Origin of the sequence: Microcoleus sp. F4-D5 (assembly GCF_036704885.1) — a bacterium.
In the GTDB taxonomy this organism is placed as follows: Bacteria; Cyanobacteriota; Cyanobacteriia; order Cyanobacteriales; family Microcoleaceae; genus Microcoleus.
Map to the genome: position 1 here is coordinate 1 of NZ_JAUBSX010000087.1, position 11,928 is coordinate 11,928.

Sequence of the window (11,928 nt, forward strand, 5' to 3'; positions counted from 1 at the left end):
TACTTATTATCTCGGATGATTCACTTTTATCCCCTCCATCTGCCTATGTGCCAGTTGGGGGTGCGGAATGTGGGTTCCAACAGTATCGGTATGATTCTCAAACACAAGTAGTCCCGGACGCACAAGGTGTCATCACCTTAGTTTGTTGCCTCAGGAAGAGCGTGAAAGCGTAGCTTTTTTGCCAACAAACCCGGTTTCTTCATGTTGCCAGTGCGGCCGGTACAGACAAGAAAACCCCAAGCCAGTTAAGCTTGGGGCTATCAAATTAGGGTGCATCTAACAAGGGATTATCCGATCGCCCTCGCTCGCCATCAGGAAAACAAACTCGATTTCCGCCAATAGCTTCTGACAAATAATCCGCCGCAGCTTCCACCACCGCGATCGCATTTTCATAAACCATCCGCGTCGGCCCCAAAACCCCAACACTACCCACCGGAACCGATCCCCGGCGGTAAGTCGAAGAAATCAGAGTACAACCGCGAATTGGTTCCAAGGAATTTTCCGAGCCAATACGCACCGTTACCCGCTTCCCTGGCGTGTCCAACTCAGGCGATTCAAAAATCAAAGGCCAAAGCAGTTCCTGCTCTTGTTCGAGCAGTTGCACCAGAGTTTGAACTTGCTGCAACTGCGAAAACTCAGGCAAGCGCAGCGCTTCTGCCAAACCGCCGATCAGAATCCGCGTGTAGGTTGGATTCTTTTGGCGGCTGCTCAAAGCAGCCAGCATGGTTCCCATCCACTCAGCGTAGACTTCAAAGTCCCGGTCTAACTCGCTCCAGTCTACAGCCGACAGTTCCAAGAGCGATCGTCCCCGCAACTTGCTGTTCAAAAAATTCGACAAAATCTGCAATTGGCGATCGACGATTTCCACATCAGGTATCTTACCTTCTGCGTCCCTCGGCAACTGCACCAAAACCGACTGAGTTTCGTAGGCATCCGTCACCACGATCAGCATCACCTTTGTCGGCTCTAGCTGCACCAGTTGCAAGTGGCGCAAGCAAGCCATGTTGGTTTGCGGTATGGTGATCATGGCTATGTAACCGCTGATAGTGGCCAGGATTTGAGCAGCCCCGCGGAGAGCCGCGTCCATGCGACCGTCGGACCAATTGAGCTGGTCTAGTACCTGTTCCACCTTGCGCGCCAGCGTATCAGACGGCTGAATCAACTGGTCTACATAAATCCGGTAGCCGGAGTCAGAGGGGACTCGTCCGGCCGAAGTGTGGGGCTGATAGAGCAATCCAGCTTTTTCAAGAGTCCCCATCGCATTGCGAATTGTAGCTGGGCTGACGCTGAGATTGAATTCGTCAACCAAAGCTTTTGAGCCAACGGGTTCCGCTGTAGCTATGTAGTGGCGAACCGTTGCCCAAAGGATGTGTTGTTGCCGATCGGTGAGGTTAACGGGCACAGATATTTAAGCAGAATTAGAATTGAGAGTTGAAAGCCACTATTAAATGAAAGCCTCTGTCCTTTAGGGCGATCGGGCAGAGTTATTTATTTAACATAACAGATTTAGGTGAAGGAAGAAGGAACACCGAAGAAGGAACAGGGAAGAATGTTTTAACTTTTAACTTGTATAGCAACCGTCCTGACGGTTAGGAGGTTCTTGATTGCAGTTTCCCGATCGGGTCAATTGTTTCTTCACACCGATCTTCTGATATAACTTTCTACTATTGGGGAGCTTCGCTTCCCCGAACCGGAGTTGTGCCAAATAACCCTTTCCTCGGCTTCGCTTTGCCCAATTCCCTTTAAGTGTGTTCGTGAAGAATATTTTGCAGGTAACTAGCCACTGCATCCGGCTGTTCCACCATTGCCAAATGGCCGCACTCGGGAATCTCAAGGACATTCTGGCCGCAACCTTGGAACATCCAGTGAAAGCTAGCCAAATGCAGCACGTATTTTGGTTCCATAATTTTGTCTTTAGTGCCGGCAATAAAATAAACAGGCTGCTTGAGTCGGGACACAATTTGCGGCAAGAGGTGAATCTCCGCTTCTGTGGTGGAGTCTAATAAAGCCCCCAAAGCTGCCTCTGGATGAGCCGCCACGAAATCTCTTAAACGCTGCCGTCCCCAGGAGGGACCGATCGAGCGGGCCACAGCATCGCGGGCAAACACAAAATCTGCTAACGGCAAGCTAGACAGCCAGCGGGGACGCATTTTCACTAGCTGCTTGCCGACGGCTCGAAACCGCTCGAATTCTTCCTTAAGATAGATGCCACCGCCTGCATTGATGCAGACGACACCTTTAACGCGATCGGACAGTTGGCTGGCTCCCCAAAGAGCGATCGTACCGCCCAGAGAGTGTCCCACCAGCCAAGCACAAGATATATCGAGTTTTTCTAGTAAAATTTCCAAATCGCGAGCGTAAGCTGCGGGAGTGTAGCAGGAATTTAGCGGTTCGGAACGGAGGCGATCGCCTCCGTCAGATTGAGAATCGCCAAACCCCCGCAAATCGTAAGTCAGGCACTGATAGTTGGGTGCCAAGCGATCGGTCAAAGGTTGCCAGTAGCGACGGCTTAACAGCCAGCCGTGGACAAATACCAGAACCGGGGAAGTTGCAGTCGGAGCCGTCAAATCGCAAGCGTGCCGAACCCCTAGGATGTCGATGGTTGCCATAATTTTATCTTATCCCGAAATCAACACACAGGTATCAGCAGTTCGATCCTCTTTGATGGCTCCGCTAGGGGACGATCGGCTTAGTTTACCTTTGTCGGGACTGAGGTTTTGACCAAAAACCGAGTTTCACCAGCGTAAGTGCTATCCCTAAAATCGCTCGCCCAGCAATCTTTGTCGCACCCCCTCAGCGATTTTTTGCCCCAAATACTCGGGAATTAAACTTTCATTGGGCCCCAACAAGTAGAGAATCAGGCGAGTTCGCCCCCGCCAAACCAGCAAATTAGCATTTACTACCAACAAATCCTCTTGCCAAATGGCATACATAACTTTGTAAAAAAGTCCAGGCTGATTATCTGCTTCAATCAGCAAAGCAGGCAAGTGGAAAACTGGATCGACGTAGAATTCAGTTGCCACATCCTCCAAACCCGCGTCTAAATTAAATTCCACCGCCAACATCTCTTCAACCTCAAAATGCCCCGCCAAGGCCTCTCGAACCGCCCTACAGACGTTTTCTGCTGTTTTATCTGCCAGTACCTTGCCACCGCGAGATACTACCAATTTGATAAATACCAGCATGGGCGGGTAAATTTGACCGTACAGACTCAGACTGTGAATTGTCAGTCCGTAAGCCGCCAGCACTCCAAAAATATCGCTCAGTAGAAAAGACTGGTTCCGGTAAGCAAAATGCAGGGCACTTTTATTACCTTCGGCTCTGATTTCGATGACTGCTTGCCGAGTTTTGTAAAGTTGGTAAGCTAATTTGAGGTTTTGCAGTTGGATTTCGCTGCTGACAAATTGCTCGTAAAACTGCGGAAACGCTCGATTAAAGCGCTTGAGAAGTTCTAGTGTAGATGGTTTTAAACCCGAAGCCATAATTGAGGAGAAGGTGCGGGAGATATACTAGGTATTGACTCTCCCATGCCTTATGGCAATGGGATTTTTGATTTGACGATTCGAGTTAAATTGTGCCTATCTCCTCACTAAAAGCAAAAGTCAAATCTGTCTGGGTACCGCTCGCGAGAATGTCACCGTTGCGCCATTCCAGCCGTATTTCGCACCAAGGGTGTAAGTTCCGGCGCGATCGGCGGCACTTAAAAGAAGCAATTCCCAAAATGCCTCCATCCTGGTGGTTCGGCAACAGATTTTACCTTAAAAGCGGGTTGTCCGGGCACTGGTAGCAGAATACTTCTACCAAACTTGACGAGAATCAAAAAAGCGCAGATTGAATGTTGGACGACAAATCCCTGTTTTCGGCGTAAGATGAGTGTACCGCAAACTGTTCCTCAAGAGGCTACCCGCTATTCATCCCACGCCGATCGGAGTGGTTTTATGTGTCGGGTTCTCTTTCAGGTCGTCCAACTTTTACTACCTTAACCGCGCCTGCATGGGTTTTTGGAAAAACTTATTTAGTAGTTCTGAGTCTGCCTCTGTACCCCAAACAGCGGAATTTGAGGAAGATGTGGCTGTTGGGTTAGGCGATCCGCTTTCCCCAACGTTTCGCAAACCCGCCAGCGGCAACGCTCGCATCTTTTTCAGTTGCGATCGGGACATTGACCTCTACGAACTCGAAGAACTTTGTAATGCAGTGGGTTGGTCCCGCCGTCCCCTGCGTAAAGTCAAAAAAGCTATTGTGCACAGCTTCTTAGTCGTCTCTATGTGGGAGATGCGGGGCAGCCAGCGACGGCTGGTCGGTTTCGCCAGAGCGACTTCAGACCATGCTTTTAATGCCACGCTTTGGGATGTGGTAGTTCATCCTGACTACCAGGGTAAAGGCATGGGCAAGGCGCTGATGAAATACATGATTAAAAAACTCCGCAGTGAAGATATCAGCAACATTACCTTATTTGCTGACCCTCAGGTGGTGGATTTTTACCGAAATTTGGGCTTTATGTCCGATCCGGAGGGGATTAAAGGTATGTTTTGGTATCCAGATTAGACGATCGGGTGGGGGTCAGCGTTGATTTGTTGAGCTTAACTAAAGGGGCAAATATTTGACTGAACCTACCTCTTCTTAATCTAGAAAAATCCGTTCTTCTAGATAGACTACTTTAGGTTTAGGGCCTAAACTTAACCCTATAACCTTTGGCTGAAGGGGAATAACCTACTTATTTTGGGATAGGCGACTACCCAACAGGGTAGGGAATAAACTTTAACTGACTTTAGGTAACTAAAGTTAAGCTCGATTAGGTTTTATAAAGTAGGAAATGCAATATTGACGCTGCCAACACCTCCTATGCCTGTGCCCTGCGGTTCGTTAGATTTGGATGTATCCCGCAGTAGGGCCGTGATGAAAGTGCAATTATTCAGTCCTGGACGCAGGCTAACCAAAAAACCCGATCGATCGTTGTCACGTTCGAGCGTATAGGACAAAATTAGCTGAAGACACCGGGTTTTTGCGTTCAGGACTGTTATTGTCAAACCGCACAACCTGAAGACAACTGAGGCGTAGCTGCATCGATAGCTAAAATTAAAAAAAGCTTGACAAGCGAGGGGTTTTGTGAGTTAATGGTGAAAAGATGGCTAACTATCACCGGGATGTAGCGCAGCTTGGTAGCGCGCCTGCTTTGGGAGCAGGATGTCGCAGGTTCAAATCCTGTCATCCCGATCGCACAATGTTAAATAATAAACTGAAGCACAACCAGCCTCTGATGTTGAGATTTGGTCAAAATCAAAACTAATTGAGGGATTTTTTGCCGATCGTGTGAAGACGGCAGTCTTTGCGTTAATGTGTTTCAGGATCGCTCCTGGTGAAAAAAACATGAAATCATTAGTTCGTTTGGGCGCAATATTGGGAATTGTCGGCAGCACTCTGCTGGGCCCCTCCCCAATTGGCAAGATGTCTGCACTGGCACTGCCGGAGCCGCAAATTTTGGAAAAATTGCGATCGGTGCCGGTATTTACGATTACAGATGCTCAGGGTGCGCCCCTCATCGCTTCTGTTCCCAAGCAGGGTCAGGGTCAAACTGGTAATGCTTCCGTGGCGGGAATTTTCATCAGCCAGAAAGATGCTCAAGCTTTTGTAGATCAACTCAAAACCAAAAATCCTCAGTTGGCAGCCTCGGTGCGCGTGATGCCAGTATCGCTGGGGGAAATTTATCAGATCACTCAAGCAAATAAAGGCAAGCCGGATGAGGTGCAGTTTGCTTTTGTTCCGGCTCCGCAGCAGGTGCAGTCGGCTAAAACTGTACTTCAGCAGACTGGTCAACAAGTTAACGAGTTCAACGGTGTACCTCTGTTTTTGGCCAGAGGCGGCGCGGAAAATGGTTATTTGACGATTCAGCGCGGCCAGCAAGAGGTGATTCCCTTGTTTTTTAACAAGGAGGATTTACAGGGAATGGTCGATCGTTTTAAGCAGCAGCAGCCGAACGTGACAGCCACAATTAAGATTGAGGTGGTGAACTTGGAGAGCGTTTTGGAAGCTTTGCGTACTGAGAACGACCCGTTTTTGACCCAAATGATTTTGATTCCCTCGCGGGAGTCGCTGGAATTTGTGCGATCGCTCCAACCAGCAGGTGCTGGCCAAAATCCACAGCTTGCTCCAAATCAAACTCGACCGGCTCCTGCCTCTCCGGCTCCAGCTCCGAGTCAACCTCGACCGACTCGCTAATAGTTAGTCCCCACTCATCAGTCATCAGTCGTCTGTTATCAGTCATTAAATAGTAGGTTGGGTTTCTCGACTCAACCTACTATTTAGCAATTAGCAATTAGCAATTACTCATTAATAATTACCATTACTAAAAAGTCTTATGTTTGTTTCTGGTTTAGAGCTTTGGCAGTGGATGAATCAAGCTAAAACCGAGGCGATCGCTTATGACATTCCCCTAGCAGAAATCGACTGGCTGCTGCAAGAGCTGGCAGGTTTGGATAGGTTGGCTCTGCGTTTGGAGTCGTTTAAAGATTGGCCAAAAATTGAATTAAAGTTGTCTTTATCTGAACTTGCTCAATTGTGGCAGCGGCGCTTGCAGGAACGGGTGCCGGTGCAGTATTTAACGGGAGTCGCACATTGGCGGCATTTTTCGCTTACAGTAACGCCGGCGGTGCTAATTCCGCGTCCTGAAACAGAATTGCTGATCGATTTGGCTGTAGAAGCTGTTAACAGCCATTTAGAAGCAGAAAATATCAATCAAAAATCTACCTTACTCAGGGGGGGAGAAGATTTAAACTTCTCCCAGCTTCGGAGAGAATTTGCCAAATCGCATTGGGTGGATTTGGGGACGGGCAGCGGGGCGATCGCGATCGGCTTGGCTTCTGCGTTGACAAATGCTAGGGTTTATGCGGTAGATTGCAGTTCGGAAGCTTTGGCAGTTGCTCGGCTGAATGCTGAGAATTTGGGCTTTGAATCGCGAATTAATTTTTATCAAGGTTCGTGGTGGGAACCGTTAGCATTTCTCAAAGGTCAAGTCAGCGGCATGGTGTCTAACCCGCCTTACATCCCCAGCAGCACGGTGCTGACTCTGCAACCGGAAGTTTTGAAGCACGAACCTCATCTGGCCTTAGACGGCGGTTTTGACGGGTTAGATTGCATCCGGCATTTGGTAGAAACGGCTCCCGATTATTTAGAATCCGGGGGAGTTTGGTTGGTTGAGATGATGGCGGGACAGGCTGAGGCGGTAGCTGATATGCTGGACAGTCACGGTAGTTATTGCGATGTTCAGATATTTGCTGATTTAGCAGGAGTCGATCGGTTTGCTTTAGCCTATCGTCTTTAGGTTTCAAAAATAGACTGATTGCATACATCTTGAATTCATAGGTCAACCGCAGATGCAAGGCAGATAAATACAGATAAACGCAGATAATTTCCTGATTGGAAAGCGATTTAATGCAATTGCTCGTCTAATAATATGCCACAATTCTCAAATCAAAAATCCGATGACCCAAGTTTCGATAAATGCCCTAGTTCAAGGGGCAATTTCAGGAGATTATATTGTCAGCTTTCCCACTGATACTGTACCCGCTTTGGCTGCCAGGCCCGATCGAGCCGACTTGATTTTTGCAGCTAAACGCCGCAGTCAAGACAAACCGCTGATTTTGATGGCAGCCTCGGCGGAGGCTTTATGGCCATACGTCCAGGGGACTCCAGCAGAGTTAAACTTGTGGCAGCAAGTAGCCGCATCCTATTGGCCGGGGGCGTTAACTTTGGTGCTCCCGGCTTCGGCAAAAGTCCCGGCGGCCATGAATTCGATGGATCGGACTACAATCGGGGTACGAGTTCCTAACTCTCCCCTGGCCCTCAAAATTCTACAGCAGACAGGCCCTTTGGCTACTACCAGTGCTAATTTATCCGGCCAGCCGCCTCTGGAATCGGTGGCAGAAATTGAGGCTGAGTTTCCGCAAGTCTTGACATTAGTTCCTTCTGAATTAGCAACAGCGACAACAGCTTCGAGTTTGCCTTCGACTGTGGCTAAATGGACTGGCAGCGATTGGGAAATATTGCGACAAGGCGCGATCGAGTTAGAATGCTAAAAGCTAAACTCCAAGGCAAAGCAATATGGCGCCGATCGGCTGGAGCGACTTGATATATTTAGGTATGGGACTGGGACTGGGTTGGGGAAGCAGTTTGATTTGGCACCCGCGGCAAAAAAGCTCGCAACAGCCAGAACCTCCGCCCTACCAGCCACCAACTCCTCAAGAAAATTACTTAAAGGAGTTTGATGCCCTTTCCGAGCAACTTAAACAAACTCAATTGGCTTATCAGATGGCATCCGAGATGAGTCAATTTAAGGCGGGTTTTTTGGCTCGAACTTCTCATGAGTTGCGATCGCCCCTGAGCAGTATGATTGGTACGCTGCAATTAATTCTGTCGGATCTGTGCGACGATCCTGCTGAGGAACGAGAGTTTGTCGAGCAAGCTCACCTCGCCGCACTCAACCTGGTGAAATTGATCGATGAAATTATCTTTGTTGCTAAAACTGAACACGGCACTGAAAAGATGGATATTGAGCCGATTCAGTTAGCTAAGATTTTTGATGAAGTAGATGATTTAACTTACTTGCAAGCTGCAAATCGCAGCATTCGTTTGGAGATATTACCGCCCGATCCCGGAATTTATGTATTGGCAGATTTGCCGAGGTTTAGACAAGTTTTAGTCAATTTGGTAGATACGGCTGTTGCTCAGATGGAGGAGGGCAGTATTTTTGTTTCGGCCCATTCTTCGCCGGAATCTGGATACGTTCACATTTGGGTTGACGATCAGCGTTCGGTGAGTGCTTGGAGTGAGTCTTGGGATTTGCTCAAGCACGATTTGGAGCGTGATGCTACTAAAAGCAGCGATAATTCTAAGGTGTCTTCTGGAATGAGGTTATTGATGAATCAGACTCTTTTAAGTTTGATGAATGGAAAATTGGAGGTTCTGGCTGTGCCTTCTGAGTCGGAAGAGTCCAATTTTAACCGGACTCAGTGTTCTATTCCTCTGGCAACTTTGTGATCGAAGTTCAGCAAAGGATTGTGTAGCGGATATCACCCGCATTGTGCAGGTACGATCGCAAAATCCAGTATTTTTATCAAGATGAAAAATATTGAAGCGTCTAATATTAGACATCTCCAATAAGTCTAATATTAGACATCTCCAATCATTATTGTGGAACAGGCATCCTGCCTGTTCAAGACTGGCTGTTTGCGAGATGTCTATTAGAGCACAGGATATTTACCACTGCGGTCTAATTGCCGGCACCTGCGATGAAAAGGGATTAGTCGAACACATCGACAAACTACTCGGTTCTCACCCCAAGAAATCATCACCCCGGGACAAGCAGTCAAAGCCCTGATTTTAAAAGGTCAAGGCTTTGTCAGCGCCCCGTTATATCTATTTGCAAAGTTATTTTTCGGGAAGGCTACAGAACATCGCACGCTCCTACAAGGGCTGACAAAATGATAGTGTATGACATTTAGATCGAATGTGCTGTATCTCGTCCGGGGGGGGTTGACGTTGAGCTCTCACAAGACCCTAAAAAATATTTTATTCGCTGATTCAGCCAATTATCCAAACTCTGCCTCCATTTGCCGCACTACTGTTAAAGCAGAATAGGAAACACCGGCAGTTCCTTCTCCGGGATGGGTGGAGTCGCCTACTAACCACAAATTTTTAATTGGTGTGCGGTTGGCAAATCCGAAGGGGCCGAAGGTTGGTACTCGCTGGCCGATGCCGCCCACAGCGCCTCTATCTCGGGCTGTATAGCGTGCAAAGGTGAGCGGTGTAGCTGATTCTTGATGTACGATCGACTCTGGCGTCAAATCGAAATATTCGCTCAAACGGGCGATCGCCACTGCGCTGTATTTTTCCTTCAATCCTTCATAATCAACCGAATTCCACCACATTCGAGTATCAGTAAATGACGAAGCGATAATTGTCGCCATCCCCTTCGGTGCTCGACCATCTCCCGGATGGCTGACAGAAACAAATAATGAATTATTCTCCCCAATCTCGCCGTCGTAATCGTAAAGAAACTGAAGGTGCGGCGGACAATTTGCGGGAATTGCGCTTTCACGCACTCCCAAATATATAACAAATGCGCCGGATGCAGGCGGCAATTTATCGACTCGATATTTGTAGCCTGCCATTTGATTTGGCAGTTGGTTTTTGGTCTCTGAAGTATCTGATTTAACGGATAAATTATCTGTTAAATTATCTGTTAAGTTTCCGACAATCGGCTCGCTTGACAACAATTTTACTAAATTTTGCGCCGTCACGTTGGCAACAATGCGATCGGCGGTTTCTGTCCAAACTTCGCCGGTTTTTTGATTGCGAATTACTGTACCAGTCGCTTTGCCGTTTGTTGTGATAATGGTTTCAACTGTGTGACGGAGTAAGACTTTGCCGCCGTAGAGTTCGATCGCCCCTACGAGTCGATCGCTCAATACCTGCATGCTTCCTTCTAGATGATACAATCCCTGCGGCTCTTGCGAAACTCCTAAAGCCGTCGCGGCGTAAAGTAGCGCCGTTTCTTCAGCATCGACTTGAGAATATAATTTTAACTGCAAATCCAGAAAAGTTTTCAAGCGCAAATTGTCTCCCAACCCGCAAAGGCGCAAAGCATCTCCCACTGTCATAAAAGTGAAAGGCAAAGTAATTAAAGTATCGGGGCGAACAGCTTGAATTAATTGCCAGAAATCCCAGAAGTTTCTCGGCGGTAAAACTGGATCGCGGCCTTGAAAGTTCCAGCTAGCTTTGAACAATACAGACAATAATTGCCAAAAACGTTCGCTTCCGGGAAACTGTCGCTGCCTTTCTTGTTGCCACTTTTGCGGATCTCGCCACACGCTAATCGGGGCGCTTTCTCCCGGCAAAAACACCGCACAAGCGGGGTCGCAGGGTGTGGCTGCGGGGAGTTCTATGTCTAATTCGGAAAAAATTCGGTGGTGAATGCCTCCGGGTTCCAATCCTGCAACCTGCGTGGCACCGACATCGAAGGTAAAGCCTTTGCGTTTGAAGGTGGAAGCGCATCCTCCGGGGACGATCGCCTGGTCTAAGACTAGCACTTTGTATCCTCTGCGCGCTAGCAGGGCGGCTGCTGTGAGCCCGCCGATTCCGCCTCCAATTACCGTGACGCGGCCCTTAGTGTCTGCGGGACTGGATTTGCTTTGAGGGGTGCGATCGCCTGTCATAATTTATTTATTGTAATATTTCTTAATATTGTTATCATATTTTGCAATAAAAAGCTCTTGTGGCGACAGTTTTAAATCTATCGCTACAAGAGCTCTCGTCCGAGTTGACAGGACATTTCAGGGGTAACGTGCAGCCGGATCGCCTGAAGCAACCCGAGTTTTTGCCGTAGCCGATTGGAGAATCAGGGACGGCGCCACTTGTTGAGATAAGCTTCTCCAATCCCAGCCACAGCCTGCATTTGACCTAGCTGTTCTCGTAAAGCTTTGATGGTTCTTAGCTGTTCTTGAGACTGTTGCTGCAAAGTCTCGTAGCTTCGCTGTTTCGCCACACTCTGGCTTAATTGATTTTCCAGAGATTGCAACTTGCTCAGTTGAACTTGGAAGTCGCCGATCGCACTTGACTTTTCTGCTAACTGGTGCTGCAAAGATGCGATTGAACTTTCTCTTTCTGCTAACTGGTGCTGCAAAGATTCGTAACTCGAGTTTGATACGGTTTCCTGCAACTCGGTTGGCAATTGATGTTCGAGATTTTGCTTTTCTGCTGCTAACTGCTGCTGCAATGATTCCAGAGCACTCGACTTTTCTGCTAGCTGCTGCTGAAACTCCTGTTCCCGGTGTTCCGTTTCGGCTAATTGCTGCTGCAAAGAGGCGATCGCGCTTTCCCGTTCGCTCAACTGCTGCTGTAAAGCTTCGTAACTCGACTTGGCTACAGTTTCGG

11 protein-coding genes, 1 tRNA gene and 2 pseudogenes are annotated in these 11,928 nt (G+C 48.2%); 7 read left to right on the forward strand and 7 right to left on the reverse strand.

Annotation, left to right across the window (positions count from 1 at the left end; genetic code table 11):
- Positions 1 to 265 precede the first annotated feature (265 nt).
- From hrcA to QUA80_RS27960, 4 genes are all read right to left on the reverse strand, one after another.
- Positions 266 to 1,408 carry a heat-inducible transcriptional repressor HrcA gene (gene hrcA, locus QUA80_RS27945; protein ID WP_445302300.1) on the reverse strand — a complete coding sequence of 381 codons (1,143 nt, stop codon included), beginning with the start codon at positions 1,406 to 1,408 and terminating at the stop codon, positions 266 to 268.
- A 334-nt stretch (positions 1,409 to 1,742) separates the two neighbouring features.
- Positions 1,743 to 2,609, reverse strand: a complete 867-nt coding sequence (locus tag QUA80_RS27950; protein ID WP_333428236.1) for an alpha/beta hydrolase — start codon at positions 2,607 to 2,609, stop codon at positions 1,743 to 1,745.
- Between the two features lie 147 nt (positions 2,610 to 2,756).
- Positions 2,757 to 3,482, reverse strand: a complete 726-nt coding sequence (locus QUA80_RS27955) for a hypothetical protein (RefSeq protein ID WP_006631881.1) — start codon at positions 3,480 to 3,482, stop codon at positions 2,757 to 2,759.
- 85 nt (positions 3,483 to 3,567) lie between these two features.
- Positions 3,568 to 3,747: a hypothetical protein gene (locus tag QUA80_RS27960; RefSeq protein ID WP_333428237.1), complete on the reverse strand. Its 180-nt coding sequence runs from the start codon at positions 3,745 to 3,747 to the stop codon at positions 3,568 to 3,570.
- A gap of 246 nt (positions 3,748 to 3,993) precedes the next feature.
- Here QUA80_RS27960 and QUA80_RS27965 point away from each other — a divergent pair, with 246 nt between their 5' ends.
- Positions 3,994 to 4,545 (forward strand): GNAT family N-acetyltransferase, encoded by a 552-nt coding sequence (locus QUA80_RS27965; protein WP_333428259.1) that lies wholly within the window; start codon positions 3,994 to 3,996, stop codon positions 4,543 to 4,545.
- 254 nt (positions 4,546 to 4,799) lie between these two features.
- Here QUA80_RS27965 and QUA80_RS27970 read toward each other — a convergent pair whose 3' ends face one another.
- Complete coding sequence (locus QUA80_RS27970) at positions 4,800 to 4,979, reverse strand: hypothetical protein (protein WP_333428238.1); 180 nt, start codon at positions 4,977 to 4,979, stop codon at positions 4,800 to 4,802.
- Positions 4,980 to 5,140: 161 nt separating this feature from the next.
- Here QUA80_RS27970 and QUA80_RS27975 point away from each other — a divergent pair.
- The 6 genes and pseudogenes from QUA80_RS27975 to QUA80_RS28000 all read left to right on the forward strand — a co-directional run.
- Positions 5,141 to 5,214 (forward strand) — tRNA-Pro (locus QUA80_RS27975).
- Positions 5,215 to 5,367: 153 nt separating this feature from the next.
- The gene (locus tag QUA80_RS27980; protein WP_333428239.1) at positions 5,368 to 6,216 is read left to right on the forward strand and encodes a Tic22 family protein; all 849 of its coding nucleotides are present in this window, start codon (positions 5,368 to 5,370) and stop codon (positions 6,214 to 6,216) included.
- A 139-nt stretch (positions 6,217 to 6,355) separates the two neighbouring features.
- The gene (gene prmC / locus QUA80_RS27985) at positions 6,356 to 7,318 is read left to right on the forward strand and encodes a peptide chain release factor N(5)-glutamine methyltransferase (protein ID WP_333428240.1); all 963 of its coding nucleotides are present in this window, start codon (positions 6,356 to 6,358) and stop codon (positions 7,316 to 7,318) included.
- Positions 7,319 to 7,478: 160 nt separating this feature from the next.
- Positions 7,479 to 8,072, forward strand: coding sequence for an L-threonylcarbamoyladenylate synthase (locus QUA80_RS27990; RefSeq protein ID WP_333428241.1), 594 nt, complete (start codon positions 7,479 to 7,481; stop codon positions 8,070 to 8,072).
- Positions 8,073 to 8,097: 25 nt separating this feature from the next.
- On the forward strand, positions 8,098 to 9,033 hold the full coding sequence (locus QUA80_RS27995) for a HAMP domain-containing sensor histidine kinase (protein WP_333428242.1): 936 nt from the start codon (positions 8,098 to 8,100) through the stop codon (positions 9,031 to 9,033).
- A 196-nt stretch (positions 9,034 to 9,229) separates the two neighbouring features.
- Positions 9,230 to 9,450: pseudogene (locus QUA80_RS28000) on the forward strand (DUF4277 domain-containing protein); the annotation flags it as partial.
- A 134-nt stretch (positions 9,451 to 9,584) separates the two neighbouring features.
- Here QUA80_RS28000 and QUA80_RS28005 read toward each other — a convergent pair.
- Together QUA80_RS28005 and QUA80_RS28010 are read right to left on the reverse strand one after the other, a co-directional pair.
- Positions 9,585 to 11,210 carry an FAD-dependent oxidoreductase gene (locus QUA80_RS28005; protein ID WP_333428243.1) on the reverse strand — a complete coding sequence of 542 codons (1,626 nt, stop codon included), beginning with the start codon at positions 11,208 to 11,210 and terminating at the stop codon, positions 9,585 to 9,587.
- A 182-nt stretch (positions 11,211 to 11,392) separates the two neighbouring features.
- Positions 11,393 to 11,928 (reverse strand): annotated as a pseudogene (locus QUA80_RS28010) (CopG family transcriptional regulator); the annotation flags it as partial.